Annotated in this window: 9 protein-coding genes; 3 read left to right on the top strand and 6 right to left on the bottom strand. The window is 33.7% G+C overall.

Annotated elements, in window-relative coordinates; genetic code table 11:
- Positions 1–35: 35 nt before the first annotated feature.
- From OQ292_RS36815 to OQ292_RS36800, 4 genes are all read right to left on the bottom strand, one after another.
- Positions 36–956, bottom strand: coding sequence for a ParB/Srx family N-terminal domain-containing protein (locus tag OQ292_RS36815; protein ID WP_284689155.1), 921 nt, complete (start codon positions 954–956; stop codon positions 36–38).
- Positions 953–1,699, bottom strand: a complete 747-nt coding sequence (locus OQ292_RS36810; RefSeq protein ID WP_284689154.1) for a ParA family protein — start codon at positions 1,697–1,699, stop codon at positions 953–955. Before OQ292_RS36810 ends, OQ292_RS36815 begins: the two co-directional genes overlap by 4 nt.
- Positions 1,700–1,853: 154 nt before the next feature.
- On the bottom strand, positions 1,854–3,146 hold the full coding sequence (locus tag OQ292_RS36805) for a replication initiation protein (RefSeq protein ID WP_284689153.1): 1,293 nt from the start codon (positions 3,144–3,146) through the stop codon (positions 1,854–1,856).
- Positions 3,147–4,073: 927 nt separating this feature from the next.
- The gene (locus OQ292_RS36800; RefSeq protein WP_284689152.1) at positions 4,074–4,835 is read right to left on the bottom strand and encodes a BRO family protein; all 762 of its coding nucleotides are present in this window, start codon (positions 4,833–4,835) and stop codon (positions 4,074–4,076) included.
- Positions 4,836–5,192: 357 nt separating this feature from the next.
- Here OQ292_RS36800 and OQ292_RS36795 point away from each other — a divergent pair, with 357 nt between their 5' ends.
- Positions 5,193–10,154, top strand: coding sequence for a cadherin domain-containing protein (locus OQ292_RS36795; RefSeq protein WP_284689151.1), 4,962 nt, complete (start codon positions 5,193–5,195; stop codon positions 10,152–10,154).
- Between the two features lie 40 nt (positions 10,155–10,194).
- Here OQ292_RS36795 and OQ292_RS36790 read toward each other — a convergent pair whose 3' ends face one another.
- Positions 10,195–11,391, bottom strand: a complete 1,197-nt coding sequence (locus OQ292_RS36790) for a hypothetical protein (RefSeq protein WP_284689150.1) — start codon at positions 11,389–11,391, stop codon at positions 10,195–10,197.
- Positions 11,392–12,089: 698 nt separating this feature from the next.
- On the opposite strand from OQ292_RS36790, the gene OQ292_RS36785 reads away from it, so the two are divergent.
- The gene (locus OQ292_RS36785) at positions 12,090–13,736 is read left to right on the top strand and encodes a vWA domain-containing protein (protein WP_284689149.1); all 1,647 of its coding nucleotides are present in this window, start codon (positions 12,090–12,092) and stop codon (positions 13,734–13,736) included.
- Between the two features lie 4 nt (positions 13,737–13,740).
- On the opposite strand, the gene OQ292_RS36780 is transcribed toward OQ292_RS36785, so the two are convergent.
- Positions 13,741–15,033, bottom strand: coding sequence for a hypothetical protein (locus OQ292_RS36780; RefSeq protein ID WP_284689148.1), 1,293 nt, complete (start codon positions 15,031–15,033; stop codon positions 13,741–13,743).
- Positions 15,034–15,142: 109 nt separating this feature from the next.
- Here OQ292_RS36780 and OQ292_RS36775 point away from each other — a divergent pair, with 109 nt between their 5' ends.
- Positions 15,143–16,171, top strand: a complete 1,029-nt coding sequence (locus OQ292_RS36775) for a right-handed parallel beta-helix repeat-containing protein (RefSeq protein WP_284689147.1) — start codon at positions 15,143–15,145, stop codon at positions 16,169–16,171.
- Positions 16,172–16,268: the final 97 nt, after the last annotated feature.

Raw genomic sequence — 16,268 nt, 5'->3', positions numbered from 1 at the left:
AAAGCAGTGTAGCCAATTTGACCACACTGCTTTTTTTATTTTATTTTTTGAAGGTTTTTGATTTGGCTAATTAAGCTATCATATTCCTTTTTGGTACTTTCTATTGATAAAGTTTTTAGTTTGATGATGATCTGCTTTTTGAGGTTCTCATACTCATCTTTTACAGAGGAAACTGTTTGTTGATCTTCTGTTTTTGGCTTATTAATTTTCTGCAAATAAGTACTTACATCAGCAGCAGTTTTTATGGGAGAAGTAATCTTATTTGGAATTCTTCCTAACTGTTGCACTAAGCCTTTTTTGAGCTTTTCTTCTCCTGCCAGAATCTTGCGCTTATAATCAGGATTATTTTCGCCAATTCGCTCAATTCCTCTAGCATATTCAGAATCTCTTTGGATGGTTTTTGGAGAAACTTTGTATTCTTCTGCCAAAACATCTACCGTTCTTGCAGTGTGGACATTTTGACTACGCTGCGAATTATACTGGTTTGCACCTGTCCCTCCTTGTTTCGATTTCTCTCTTTCGTATCGCAAACCACGTAAGTAACTCCGCTGCTCATCAGTAAGGTTTCTACGACCTAACTGGTTTAAAATCATCCAGTCTTTTACCGCTTCTTTATCAGCAAACTCAATAAACTCTGGCTTGTGCTTTACCTCAACACCTTCTTCGCTAAGCTTGGTAATAATCTTATAGCGGTTGTGTCCATCTATCAACCAGATTTTATCATCAGCTTCTTTCCATACTTTGAGTTGCTCTCTTAAACCTTCTGTACGGATACTATCTTCGAGCAAGATTAGCTCTTCTTTATTCAAAGGCGGTATCAACAATTCTAACTCAGGATCAATCTCGAAAGTAATTGCTCTGCTCTCGGTGATCATCTTACCAATAAGCTGATGACCTGATTGTTGCTCCCTTTCAGTCGCTTTCTTTGCCTTTACCTTTTTTCTGAAATCACTCATGCTTTCTTTAAAACTTCTTTTGCCAAGGCCATATACTCTTTTGCCGCTCCGCTTTGTGGCGCATGTGAAAATATATCTTCTCTTACTATTTCTGCTTCTCTAAACTTGGTGGTATAGCGAATTACTGCATCAAACATTAAAGTATCATATTTATTTTTAATCTCTTCATACCCAACTTCAGTAGCATTGGTATTCTGGAACATAGTAATCAAAATACCCAAGGGTTCTATGTTCGGGTTTAGCAATCTTTTTACCTGATTGTTTATCAATTTGATGATTTCCTCTAAACCAATTAATCCAAACTGAGCCGGTTGAGTTGGCAATAAATAATGCGTTGAGGCAGCAATGGCATTGATCGAAAATATGCCGATAGAAGGAGGGCAGTCGATCAAAATAAAATCATACTCAGGTTCCACTTCTTTAAGCGCTCCTTTTAATATTTCGTAGCGATTTATCTTTTTGTCAATATCCGATTCTATGGTTGCCAGTTCAAGACCTGAAGGCACCAAAGATAAATTCTCGTCTGACTGAATAATTGGAAAGCCAGTCTCTTCTTTGTAAACAGAATATATATTTTGCTCATTTAAATCTACTCCTAAACCATAAGTGAGGTTTGCCTGTGGGTCATTATCTATTAACAATACTTTTTTACCTTGAAGAGATAAAGCTTTGCCAAGATTTATGGTGGTGGTGGTTTTTCCAACTCCTCCTTTCAGATTTAAAACCGCGATTATTTTTGTCATATGGATTTTGTGTAAAATTCATTTCAAAATACCCAAAAGAAATTTTCAATCACAAAATTATCTAGAGAGAATTGGTAGAAATGTTCTAAAAAAATTGATTGGGTGTGTTAATATTCAGAGAAGATTTCACTTAAATTGTTTTAGTGAAAATAGCTTAAAATAGCTTCTTTTGTTGCCCTACTATTTTGTACTCATCGCCTTGTTCTCTTCTCACCTGATATCCCTTTTGCTCAGCTACCCAAGCTACAAAAGCAGGTTCAAACTCTGGTAGCAAAAAGTTACTCAACCAGAAAGTATATTCGTCGCTTTTAGGATTAATTTTCCCTTCGAGCATTAATTTTTTTCTAAGGTATGGGTTTCCACTCACATAAGCTTCAAATTTCTTCAACTCATTTACTGAAGCATTCTCAGCCAGCTTTTTGCCTACATCTGTTCTTTTTGTTTCAAACTCCTCTTTAAAAGCTTCAATTTTTCTCCTACCTTCTTCCGTATCTGCTTCTTGCTGCTTTTCTTTCTTTTTGAAGTTTGACATTACCGTGACTTCGGCATCTTCTTTTATCAACTTTAGAAAATACGCTGCAGGATTTTTTATTTCTCCTATATTAAGTTTATGATGGGTGTATTTGGCAATTTCCAACACCTTTTGCTCGTCGTATTCCTTTAAAGTAGAAATAATCTGATTCTCTTTTAAACCCAATGTTCGCAACAAATTGAAAACAGTAGTTGGTTCAGTCATAATTTGCCCGTCTGAACCTGTGTCAATCGAAAGACGGTTTTCTCGTGGATAGATTTTAAATTTAATAGAATCTATCTTTCTGCCTTTTCTTATTTCTTTAAAAGTGAAGGTAATATCGCAGTGTTTATCTAAATCTTTTTGAGAGGGAAGCAGTATCCGTCTTTTAAAATCGTAATAGCGCTCATACAGGTCTTCAACTCCCATTACTTTCTTTAACTCTTCCAATTTAAATGTACGTGTTCCCAAATTTGCATACTGCTTTAATAACTGATACATCTGCATCGCATATACGCTACTCAGCGGCAGTACATTTCTTATGTCGTAAGATGTAAACTTCTCTTTAAGTTGCAACAAGTAGGGCACAAGTCTTGGATGAAAAACAGCTTCGATGTAGGGTAGGTCTTTATCGTACACAATTTCATGAAACAAGTTTACCTGACGGATTTTTGGGTCTTCAAAAATCTCGATTACATGCTTCATGAGCGACTTGGTAATTTCTCTCGCTCGTTGGTATTCATTTTTATTTTTAGTACCAATGTTCTCCACAAAATCTCTTAAGTACACTCGCTGCTTTACAAAATCAGGCTGATCTTTATCCAACTGAGCAACCAGTACTTCAAAAAAGCGAAACTGCGACAAAGTTAAATTATTCAACCTCGCATTAATAAGCTTGTTACTTTTTACTACTAGATTTGGATTTGATTTTGACATTTTATAGCCTGAAATTTTGGGCAAGTTAACAAAAAAACAACGACAAAATAAAAGATGTCGTTGTTTTTTTCTACTCAAAATACATTCATTAAAAATGCCTTATTTGTGTCGTTGTTTAATGTTTTTGAGTGAAATATCAATTTCTTTGGATTACCTTAATTCTGTCGTTGTTTTGCTAAACTTGCATTCTGCATGTTTAAACGCATCTCAAAAATTCTTTGTGATTGAAACCAATTTTAACTCTCCTTAAAACTGTCGTTATTACTTATAGTGAATAAATCTTTCTAGATGTAATCTCCTTAATTCTGTCGTTAATAGAGATCACTTTTTTGTCTTAGCCTTAATCTTGTCGTTGTTAAAGTAAAACTTAATTTAAGATTACAAGTTTATGTCAAAATTTAAACCCTTAAAACTGTCGTTACATCCTTAATTTTGTCGTTATTCAATACTTTAAGTCATTTATATAATTCATTTCCTGAATTCTGTCGTTGTTAAATCAAGTAATTAATCAAAAATGTGAGAATGTCTTAACCCAAAAAGCAGTTTTATGGCTTAAAAATACTCTCTAATGTGCTTTAGAATATAAAAAAGAGGGGAATTTGGGCTTAAAACTAGAATCCTTACTAATGTCGTTCATTCCTTATCACTGTCGTTTGGATTACTTATTTCTGTCGTTGTTATACCTTACCACTGTCGTTACTTACCTTATTCTTGTCGCTATTAAACCTTATCTGTGTCGTTATTAAGCCTTAATGCTGTCGTTATTAAATAACTTAAAAGTTTGATTGTCAAATAGTTATACAAAGTAAAACAATAAACTATTAAAACTATTTATAAAACAACAATTTAGGTAAATCTTATAATGGTTGATGTTTCTTTTTTTTATTATAAGTATAACTAAATCACTTAAAGTTTTACTTTAAGTAGCTATTTATCTAATTTATTCTGTTTCTTTTTTTCAAGTTGAGATTGCTTCAATTTTTCCTCAGGTGGTAAGTCTTCAGGGATTATATTTTTTTGAAGAAGGTTACTTCGTATTAAATCGTTATTAGATTGATGCTCGTTGGAGATGTCGTTTTCGCCTTGCAAATTTTCTTTGCTTGTGTTATGATTAGTAATTTCTGTGGCAAATCCTTTTCCATAAAGAAGAAGAGAATTCATAAAATCATCTGCGTTTTCCTCATCTTCAATCTGGTATTTTTGTTTTACATCGATTCCTCCAAACAAAGAACTATCACCATCTTCAACTATTTTTTTAAAACCTTCTTCATCAACACCTCTTTCTTTTACATTAAGCAAAAGCCGTTTTTGAGATTCCTTTAGTTTTTTATAGGCAGCTAGTCTTTTATTTGTTTTTTCGTCAATTACATCACTAGCTGTTTTTGCCAACCAACGTTTAAATGGTTCTGCCTTTTTAGAAGGAATCGATTGTATTATTCTAAAAATACCTTCTTTATTTGCACAGTTAATTTTTTGTTTGCCTCCTTTTGTTTCTACTGAAAGGGGGAGTACAATTTGTACCCACCCTTTATTTAGTTCTTCGTCTCTTTGGCGGAGTCTTCTTATATATTGAGATGAATCTTTACTTTCTGTAAGGGCGGATACAACATCGACTACAACAAAATACCACTCATCATTATGGTAAACTGATCTAATCTCTTGGCTTTCAAACAATTTAATTTCATTCATAGTTGGAATATAATCAATTTCGAATCAATCCAGAGTTTAATGGGAAAAATTATAGAAAAGGATATTCTAAAAGAAAAAATGTAAAAAACCTTTTACTTCAATTTATGAAAGGCAGAAAATTTGTGCAATAATATGCAACAAACATTACATAGAGGTTATAATTTGTTTAGGAAAAGAAGAATGAATGTAAGTTGCTGCAATTCAATTGATTACATTCAATAAATTGTAAATAAACGTTAACATGTAATGTTCTGTATTATAAATAAAAGAAAATAAATTAAATTAGGTATAAGAAACTTGCGTGAAATTACAATACAATTTTACAATAGTAATATTACTAACTGAAACGTTTCGAGAATGAAGAGTCCGATCAATCTAATTAACATAACACTAGTCATTCTATTATTTTCCAACCTAAGTAAGGCACAAATGTCTTGTGGTACGGTTTCACCTACGCCCGAGCAATTAATGTCATTAAGACTTAAGTCTACTTCTGCAGAAGATCTAGAGGCATTAATAGATAAAGAAAATATCACATATATAGCATTAAAGATTTTTTTGATTAGAACATCAAGTGGAACGAGTGTAACCCAACTACAAGACATTGAGCATGATGTAAAAGCTACTAATTGGTATTTTAGCAGAGTAAATATTCAGTTCTATATAGATAATGTAACTTATATAGATGACGATCAATTTTATGATTTTTCCGCAGAACAAGAATATTTGCTTAGAAATGCATATGCAGATAATAATACGATAAATGTTTTCTTTCCTAATGAAATTTACAAAAATGGAGTTGAAGTAGGTGGATATGCTTATTTACCACCAGGACCAAAAGTAGTATTTGTTTCTAGTGATAATACACTTTACAGCGATAATACTTTAGCCCATGAAATAGGCCACTTTTTTGACTTGTATCATACTCATGGAGCAACTGATAATGGAACCACTAGCGAATTGGTAGATGGTTCAAATTGTGATGTAGCAGGTGATATGGTTTGTGATACCCCTGCTGATCCCAATCTTGATCAATTAGTAGATGGAAATTGTGAATATGCTGGAAATCTAATAGATGCTAATGGGCAGTCATATCAGCCAGATGTGAAAAACATTATGTCTTATTCAAACGGAGGCTGTATGAAGTATTTTTCAGAAGGTCAGTTTGCTAGAATGCTTCAAGGATTTTATGATAAGAGATCAACTATAAAATACCATAAAGAGAACATTGATGATGAGATCATCCAAATTGAAAATAATTATACAGTTGTAAATGAAGTTGGTACCAAGTCGGATATTGTAATATTTGAAGACCCTATATCCGATGACTTTGAAGGTATAGCTGTTACACTCTTTGATGATGGAGATAAGCTAAAAGTAGATTTTGATATAGCAGAGGCAGGAAGTTACGAAATTAGTGTAAGGTTGAGAAGTGGGAATGCTGAGAGTGGAAATGCTTATTGGCCAGATTCTTATTTGTTTACTGTTGATAATGAGGCTGTAGAGTTGATTGGTGATGAAACTACGATATCTTCAATATATGCTACATTTGGTGGAAGTTATTGGGGGGAAATGCGAGGTACAAAAAATAGTCTTGAAGTCGGAAGTCATTTTTTAACCATAGAAGGAAATAGTAGTTGGGGAGCAGTAGATTATATAAGAGTTCGGAAAGTGGCAGAACCAGTGAACAATGCTCCAACGGATATTATATTAAGCAATTCGTCAATAAAAGAGAATGAGCCAATCGGCACGGAGATAGGCACATTGAGTACTACTGATGCTGATGCGGGTGATAGTTTTACATATAGTTTGCCTGAGGGAGAAGGAGATAATTCATCATTTAGCATCAGTGGGAATAAGTTACTGACAGCCGCTAAATTTGATTATGAAGGTAAAACAAGCTATTCGGTAGTTATAGAAACCAAAGATGCAGCAGGAGAGGCGTTTGAAAAGACATTCACAATTTCGATTACAGATGAAGTAGAGAATACAGCCCCAACAAATATTGGTTTAAGTAAATCATCAGTAAAAGAGAATGAGCCAATAGGTACAGAGGTCGGCACACTGAGTACCACAGATGCTGATGTGGGAGATAGCTTTACATATAGTTTGCCTGAGGGAGAAGGAGATAATTCATCATTTAGCATCAGTGGGAACAAGTTACTTACAGCCGCTAAATTTGATTATGAAGGTAAAACAAGCTATTCGGTAGTTATAGAAACCAAAGATGCAGCAGGAGAGGCGTTTGAAAAGACATTTACCATTTCAATTACAGATGAGCCAGAAAACTCTGCTCCAACAAATATTGGTTTAAGTAAATCATCAGTAAAAGAGAATGAGCCAATAGGTACAGAGGTCGGCACACTGAGTACCACAGATGCTGATGTGGGTGATAGTTTTACATATAGTTTGCCTGAGGGAGAAGGAGATAATTCATCATTTAGCATCAGTGGGAACAAGTTACTTACAGCCGCTAAATTTGATTATGAAGGTAAAACAAGCTATTCGGTAGTTATAGAAACCAAAGATGCAGCAGGAGAGGCGTTTGAAAAGACATTTACCATTTCAATTACAGATGAGCCAGAAAACTCTGCTCCAACAAATATTGGTTTAAGTAAATCATCAGTAAAAGAGAATGAGCCAATAGGTACAGAGGTCGGCACACTGAGTACCACAGATGCTGATGTGGGTGATAGTTTTACATATAGTTTGCCTGAGGGAGAAGGAGATAATTCATCATTTAGCATCAGTGGGAACAAGTTACTTACAGCCGCTAAATTTGATTATGAAGGTAAAACAAGCTATTCGGTAGTTATAGAAACCAAAGATGCAGCAGGAGAGGCGTTTGAAAAGACATTTACCATTTCAATTACAGATGAGCCAGAAAACTCTGCTCCAACAAATATTGGTTTAAGTAACTCATCAATAAAAGAGAATGAGCCAATCGGCACGGAGATAGGCACATTGAGTACCACAGATGCTGATTCGGGCGATAGTTTTACATATAGTTTGCCTGAGGGAGAAGGAGATAATTCATCATTTAGCATTAGCGGGAATAAGTTACTGACAGCCGCTAAATTTGATTATGAAGGTAAAACAAGCTATTCGGTAGTTATAGAAACCAAAGATGCAGCAGGAGAGGCGTTTGAAAAGGCATTCACAATTTCGATTACAGATGAAGTAGAGAATACAGCCCCAACGAATATCAGTTTAAGTAAATCATCAGTAAAAGAGAATCAGCCAATAGGTACAGAAGTTGGCATATTGAGTACCACAGATGCTGATTCGGGCGATAGTTTTACATATAGTTTTGTGTCAGGAACTGGTGATACGGATAATGCGTCATTTAGTATTGATGGTAGTAAGCTGAAAACAGCAACCGAGCTTAACTACGAGACAAAAGACAGTTATTCAGTTCGAATTCAAACCAAAGATTCGGGAGGTAAAACCTATGTGAAGGTATTTACGGTAACAATCACAGATGAATCGGAAGATTCTGCACCATCAAACATTACATTAAGTAATTTATCTATTAAAGAAAACCAGGCTGTTGGTACTGAAGTGGGTTCGTTTAGCACAACAGATTCAGATATAGGTGACACACATACATACAATCTGGTATCAGGAACTGGTGATACAGATAATTCATCTTTTAGTATTGATGGTAGTAAATTGAAGACTACTGAGGCATTCGATTATGAAACTAAAAGCAGTTATTCGATAAGAGTAAGAACGACAGATACAAATGATAAGATTTTTGAGAAATCGTTTACAATTTCTATAACAGATGAAACTGAGAATAGTCCTCCAACATCAATTTCAATAAGTAGCTCCAATATTTCTGAAACTGCCGAAATTGGGTCAATAGTAGGATCATTAAGCACAAGCGATCCAGATTTAGGTGATATACATACTTATACTTTGGTATCTAATTGGGACGATAATACTGCATTTACACTGGAAGGATCTTTAGTAAAAACAGCTATTACTTTCAATTACGACACGCAAAACAGATATTACATCAAAGTAAAAAGTGATGATGGAAATGGAGGATCAACAGAAGCAATATTCGTAATTAGTATTATTAATGAAGCCGGTAATTCGGCACCTTCGGGGATAATATTAAATACTAATAGTATTGCAGAGCATGGAGGTACAGGTGATGTTATCAGTATTTTGAAAGCAGTTGATGTAGATAGAGACGATGCGCATGTATTCTCACTTGTAGAAGGAACGGGCAGCGATGATAATGGTGCATTTTATATATCCAATGATACACTATATGCAAATCAATCATTCGATTATGAAGTGAAAAATACATACTCTATACGTGTAAAGGTGGTAGATGCTGATAGTGGTTCTTACGAAGAAGTGATTGAAATTTACATTGCCGATATTGCTGAAAACTTTAGATTGGCTGGTAATATAATTGATCATACAAATGCCGAAGTTGAAGAAGGCATCATTGCTTTATATAATAAGCAAAACTATGAGCTAGTATCAGAACTCAACTTAGGTAGTTCGAGTAGTTTCGAATTTACAGGATTAGACACAGGTAATTATATCCTCAAATATTCACCAGATATTAAGTTTGAAGCTCTAGGTGTACCAACATATTCAGGTAATGCGCTTATTATGTCGGAAGCTAGTATTATTAACCTGAATTCCGATGTTACAGATTATACCATTAATTTACTGGAAAAAACAGCTGCTTTAACAGGAGAAGAAACAATTAGTGGAACAGCCTATAAAACGGATGAAAACGCTGGAGGAAGAACAAACGAAGAAGTAATCTTATCAGGTGTTCCAGTGTATTTGTTAGATTTCCAAACAGAAGAGATACTCTCAAATACAACATCAGATGAAGATGGAAACTTTACATTTCACCAAGTAAATGCTGGAAATTATTTGATAAAGTCTGATTATCAGGTAAGTGTTGTTGAGAAAGAGCTAAATAAGATTCCTGTAGAAAATGGAGATGATAGTGTAAAAATAAAATTGAGTATTAACGATACAAAAACATGGACGGAAGTACTATATGTTACTGCAACTGATAACTATCAAGAACTCCAAGGAGTAACCTTCTTTCCGAATCCGTTTGGAGATGTGTTAAATTACGAAATTGATAATGAGTATATTGGAGAATTAGAATTGAGGGTTTTGGATCTTTCAGGAAGGTTAATCAAAAACGAAAATATTCAGAAGCAACAGTTAAATTATGCTGACCAACTCACCCTTCCAGATTTATCAAAGGGAATGTATCTAATTAGAATACAAAGCGATAATTTATCTAAAAATTTGAGAGTGATTAAGAGATAAAATAAAAGCTCAGGTAGAAATACCTAAGCTTTTAAAATTTCTAATATTTCGTATTTACAACTCCAATATCACCGAGGTAAACATCCCAAAGCGTTGTTTTTTCGCCTTCGATGTATTTGTCATATGTTTTAAGAATCACAGTAATATTCTTTTTAGTAATGTCTGAATACTCAAGATTACCATCTATAAAGCCTTCGAATTTCTGTTGGAAGGTAACAATACCATAAAAGTTACCATCTTCTCCTTTTTCTATTTTGCTCACATAGCTTATATCAGACCAAGACACTCGCACTTCATCGTACTTAAGTAGTTTTAATTTCTCAAAATAAGTCCTGAGCTTATATTTTGTTACATCGGTTCTATTTACCGAAGAAACCTCCATCATCCTCTTTTCATCAATAAATAGCTTAACAGCAGCATCAATAGCATCATTAGCTTTCTGGAAAGGTGTCTTCTTATTCGCCACGAGCGTTAAGTAATCCTCTAATTCTCTGGTTTTAGCTAATGCCTTATCTCTAAATAGTTGAGTATCCACATTTGATAGATTCGGATCATCATCAATAATAACATTATCAGAAATATGCCCATCTTCCGGAAAATTATTATCCGGTGTAGTGTTTTCAGGAATAGTAGTTTCTGGTACAGTATTGTTATTCTCTGTTGACGGATTACTAACTGCCAGTACATCATCACTTGCTTTTAGTAAAACTTTAGCAACCTCAGAGGGTAAATCAAATAATTGATACTTACCATCTTTGTAAAGAATAATGCTTAAGTCACTTTGAGCTATGTTACCTTGGCTTCCTGTTTTTGTATCCTTATAAACTATTTTATTTGGTGTATTTTGAGTTTCTACAGTGTTAATTTCTGCTGCGATTACATTCCCATCTTTTGTTAGTAGCTTATCAATTTTATCGTTTGATGGAGAAGAGTAATTTACACTAACTAAGTCTTTTTGTGTTTCAGAGTAAACATGATAAGTGCCTAAAGGATAGAAGGCCATCATAATGTCTTGTTTAAAGATATGGCTATACTGGCCTGTAGAATTATTTTTTGCTTTGTATTTTACATGACTAGAGTTGATTTCAAAAGTTGATATTTTGGTTGGGCGCGAATCAGGAAAGTAAATAACCTCATCTGATTGTGCTAGTATTTTTGTACAAAATCCTACCATTAAAACCATTAATAACAGTTTTTGCTTTTTGATTGGAAACAATAGATTGGTCGAAATATTCATAATTATGCTCAGAGAACTTGATAAAAAATATTTTCCTTAAAAAAATGAAATTCGGTTTGCGATTAATTTGCTGTTAGCTCGCTAGAAGTATTTGTAATCTATATAAATGTAATAATTTAATTTAAGAAACTTAAAAAGGTAAACTAATACGTCTCCTAAATTTAACGAGGGTAATAATGTAGGTTAAGGCTAAGTATATACTTAGTTAACAATACGGGAGCATGTTCGATCAGTTACAATTAGCTATTTTACAAAGCTAAATTATGCCTGTAAAACATAGAGGGGATAGATTAAACCTGAGCTATTTAATGGATCGTTTATAATGTTATATGAAGGGAATTTTTTGGAGTTTCTTTATTTTCTGTCCAAAATACAAAGTTTTTAGCTTGTTAAGGTTGGCAATCATGATACTATTAGCAGATTCAATTTTATTGAAATAGATGTTGTCTTCTTTAAGATATGTTAACTTTTCAGGAATGACCTTGTCGGGCAAAATATTTTGATGGTTAATACAAATTCAATTGTAAGCAAAAACACAATTACAAAATGAGAAATATTAATTATTGAATGAATTTGTAAATTCAGAAAGGCGCAAAAATTAGTAAAAAGCAATATTTTCAGAAAAAATAGGCTTCATTAGTAGTAATAAATGATAGAATCAAATAAACAATAATTCAATTGCTATTGAAGAATTAAACATGAAAACCACTTCACTAATTACTATTTTACCTGACAAACCATATCGCTTTTTTTTATTGATATTTTTCTTGTGTTTAATGCATTATTTAGCAACTCCAGTTGCTGCGAAACAAGATGAGGGTCAAGCATCAATTGCTGCTGCTTTAAATCAGCAAATAAAAGTTATAAACAAGTGTGTACGATCGACATGGAAAAACCAAAGAAGCTACTCAAGGTACAATGAAGATTTAAATAAAAATGTGCATAAAGAAGGAGAAAATATTTTGCAAGGAGCAGTTCCTTATTTTGCTATTACAAAATACTTAAAGCTTCCTGTAAGTGATTATGAAAAAGCCAAAATAGCAGCTAAAGAAATTCCTACAGAATATAGAGAAAAAGTGATCCTGCTTTTTGATTCCTTATGGCAACTTCAAGAACAACAAGTAATTATTGGTAGACAGTTTTCGGAGCTTACAAACTTTAATCCCAGAAAAACAGATACAACAACTGTAAATCAAGCTTATAAGTACTTAGCAGAACTGGATAAAATCAACACTGACTATCGAAATCTCTCTTTGCAATTTGAAGCATTGGCATTACAAATTCATAAAAGGTATTGCAGTAGTGGTCAAAACTCTTGGGTTAAAGGTGCTACTGCTATGAAAATAGTTATAGACACAGCGCGAAACTATTTGGAAATGGCAAGAATAGGAAAATTTTCTAAGCAGAATCAATTAGATACTCTTCAACTGGGTTTGATGCTAACTGAGTTACAAAAAAATCGATCTATAAATACTCAGAATATAAAAGAAACAGGATCTTATGATGGAAACAGTGCGCCAAATCGTTATGATAAGTTTATAGAGAAAATAAGAAAAATGATGGGTGAGTACTATGGTTATATCCCTCTAGAAACATATTCACCAAAACCTTATGAATATATTGTAAATGAGTTTAATTGGGCAGTAGAAAGTTATAACAACTTTGCCAGAGTGAGTGCTATGGAAAATATGGGAGAGGCACCAGCATTTCTTTTACAATCGGTAATCGAACTGGGGCTTTATAAGTTTCAATATCCCTTGCTGAAGCAGCAAAATGAAAAGGCGGAGCAAAAAATCTCTATGGAGGGTTTTGCTTATAACCATACAGTTTTGTTGTTAGATGTATCAGGCAGTATGAATCAGCCTGAAAAATTACCTTTACTCAAAGAAGCCATCAGTCAATTATCTGAAGTGATGAGAAAAGAAGACCGACTTTCTGTAGTGATTTACTCTGATAATGCTCGCGTAATTCTTGAAAATGTCTCATTCACTGACAAACAGAGTTTATATACATTGTCTAAACTAACTTCTAGTGGAAGAACGAATGCGCAAAAAGGGATTAAACTTGCTTACCAACTTGCAGAAAAAGAATTTATAGAACAAGGAAATAATAGAGTTATTCTGGCTTCTGACGGTGATTTTACTGTGTTTGAAGAGACAATAAAAGACGTAAATGAAGCAACAGAAAAAGGTATTCATTTATCAGTTTTTAGTTTTGGATGGCAAGTGGAGAATGAAACACAATTAAAGCATTTGGCAGAAGCTGGGCAGGGTAATTATATTCATGTAACTAAAAAGAATTCTTTTGAAGCATTGCTTAGTGAACTGCAAGCCATATCGAAATAGCAAATTATAAATTTACATCAAACTCATCACTAAAAATTAATTTTTCATCTCCATTCAGCAAACGAATATAATCTACAGAACCAGTTCCTGTAAAGTTGAAGCTAATACCAGTGACTTCGCCAATATCTTTAGAGAATGGTATTTCATACATCTGATTTTCATTAATAGTAATAATTGCTTTGTTATTTCTGGTTTCAACTTTTAAGTCTTGCCATTGGTAAACTTCTGTTCCAAAAGCTGATAAGTCGTGACTTTTACCTGTATGTGTAGTATCTCCAAATTTCAGGTTTACATTGCCTATACAACCTTTTGTAGTTAGTGGAATAATATTCATATCGTATTCACCAAGTAGGCAAATAGACACGTAGGGGCAGGTTATGTTAAAAACACTGTCACATTTAAGGCGGGTTTCAAAAGTAAAATTGCCACTGCTTAAATCAGTAAAATTATCTACATAGTAATAGCTAACAATCGGATTTTTACTCAATTCTATTTTACTCTCAGCGAGTTGCTGTTTACTTACTGAAAGTGCTCCATCTTTTTGTAAATCATCTCTGAAATAGACAGGAATCTTGTCTGTATAATTGTATCTGGCAAAGGCCAGCCAACCATTTGTATTAATTCTTATTGGGGTTTCTTTAATGATAGAATCATTTGCAATGAGCTTGGCTTGGTGCACACCAGGGTAATAATACATGGTTGTCAATTGCTTGTTTTCAGGCTGAATTTTTTCGCGAAGCAGCGCATTCCAATTTTGCTGTATATAAAAGCTATCTGCATGAACACTGCTGATATCATAATCAAAAATTACCGTATTAGGCACTCCTTTGAGTGTAGCATTCTTACTGCTAAATTTTAACTCATTTGCATCATACTGGATTGATTCAGGAGCATCGACCGATTTGTTGGATTGAATAATAAATACACCTAAAACGGAAATCAAAATCACCAAAATAATTGGCAAGAGTGATTTCTTAAACCTCTGCTCTTTAGCTGAAATTCCTACTTGTTGTTCATCGAGAGAGGGAGAATTATTCTCTTTAAAATTCAGCCAATTTTTGTAACCCAGAAAAAGTGCAAAAGCATCAAGTGTTGCTGGATGTGGAGTGCCTATATAATCAGGCTTCCAGATTCTTTTTATAGTAGATAGACTCAGGTTTATCTCCGTTTTTTTATCAATTAAGTCAATTAAGTTTAAATAATCGCGCTGTTTCCAAGAGGCACTACTAGGCCAGCCAAGTTGATTCTCAATTTGCTTTTTTACCTCTTTAATATAGAAATCTTCATCGGAGAGCATTTAAACGCTTTTTAAATGGAAAATAAACGGTATTTAAATTTCAACTACACCCGTAATCTAGCAGAATTGTATTCAATCAAAATCATAATTAACATCAATTCTAGCCAAAATGAAAAGAAAATTAACTTTACTATTTTTATTTGTCTTATGCTACTGCCATTTCACTAATGCACAAGTATTTTATGTAGACGGCAAAAATGGAAATGATCAATCGGAAGGGAGCAAAGCAAATCCATTTAAAAGCATAGAGAAAGCCGTATCGGTAGCAAACATGCTTACTGGAAATGGCGATGTGAGCATCAAGATATTTCCGGGAATTTATACACTGCAAGATAAAATTGCCATCCATCCATTAAGAGCATTTTCAGATACAAGTTCATTTACCATTGAAGCAGCTATTTTACCCGAAAATGCAGATTGGGAGCATGCAAAAATGCCAGTAATTCAATCAGTAGCATTGAATAATTCCGATACTCAATTTCCACATAGTACAGCCTTTTTGGTGGCAAGCGACTATGTGAAAATTAAAGGATTAAAGTTTATCGGAAACGCCAATCCAGAGATCACTTACTATTATCCGATTACCAGAGAAAGCAATGCTTTAAAAAATCTCACGGTTGAAAACTGCTATTTTATTGCAGAAAAAAACTCCACTTTTATTCAAGGAGGAATTTGGGCACATGGCGAAGAAATCAAGATCAATCAATGTGTGTTTTATAATTGTAAAAATGCCATTCTCACTTTTAGCAAAATCAAAAATACTTCTGTAACCAATTCTATTATTCATGGTGCCTACGAGAGCGCATTCTGGATTGGAGACGAAGACCCGGAATTCGAGTTTAAGAATAATGTAATTAGCAATTGTAATTTTGTGTTTACAATTGCGCCACACAACAAAGCTACTTTCAATTTATCGAACTCGGTAATCTGTGATAATGCTTACTATTTTGGTGAATGGAATAGAGAAAAGGGAAAAGTAATAGAGATAGATGATTACAAAGTAAAAGAAACAGACATCACGAAAAAAGGAAAGGTAAAATTAGTAGAGCGAGAAATTGCTGGTTTCCCAGAAAACTTCTTGCAGCTAACACCTGAGTCAACAGGCTATCAATTAAACGCCAGTATTTTTGAGCAGTAAAAATTGATTCTTTAAAATTTCAACTCTTCAAAACTCAGACGATCATCATCTGGTTTTGAAGAGGTTGTTTATGAATGATTGATGCTAAATATTTAAG

Source organism: Chondrinema litorale, assembly GCF_026250525.1.
Taxonomy (GTDB): domain Bacteria; phylum Bacteroidota; class Bacteroidia; order Cytophagales; family Flammeovirgaceae; genus Chondrinema; species Chondrinema litorale.
This window is presented reverse-complemented; position numbering and strand designations above follow the sequence as displayed.

Bases quoted from the DNA above. Each gene is read 5' to 3' on its own strand.
- OQ292_RS36815 (WP_284689155.1), bottom strand. From the start codon at position 956: ATGAGTGATTTCAGAAAAAAGGTAAAGGCAAAGAAAGCGACTGAAAGG.
- OQ292_RS36810 (WP_284689154.1), bottom strand. From the start codon at position 1,699: ATGACAAAAATAATCGCGGTTTTAAATCTGAAAGGAGGAGTTGGAAAA.
- OQ292_RS36805 (WP_284689153.1), bottom strand. From the start codon at position 3,146: ATGTCAAAATCAAATCCAAATCTAGTAGTAAAAAGTAACAAGCTTATT.
- OQ292_RS36800 (WP_284689152.1), bottom strand. From the start codon at position 4,835: ATGAATGAAATTAAATTGTTTGAAAGCCAAGAGATTAGATCAGTTTAC.
- OQ292_RS36795 (WP_284689151.1), top strand. From the start codon at position 5,193: ATGAAGAGTCCGATCAATCTAATTAACATAACACTAGTCATTCTATTA.
- OQ292_RS36790 (WP_284689150.1), bottom strand. From the start codon at position 11,391: ATGAATATTTCGACCAATCTATTGTTTCCAATCAAAAAGCAAAAACTG.
- OQ292_RS36785 (WP_284689149.1), top strand. From the start codon at position 12,090: ATGAAAACCACTTCACTAATTACTATTTTACCTGACAAACCATATCGC.
- OQ292_RS36780 (WP_284689148.1), bottom strand. From the start codon at position 15,033: ATGCTCTCCGATGAAGATTTCTATATTAAAGAGGTAAAAAAGCAAATT.
- OQ292_RS36775 (WP_284689147.1), top strand. From the start codon at position 15,143: ATGAAAAGAAAATTAACTTTACTATTTTTATTTGTCTTATGCTACTGC.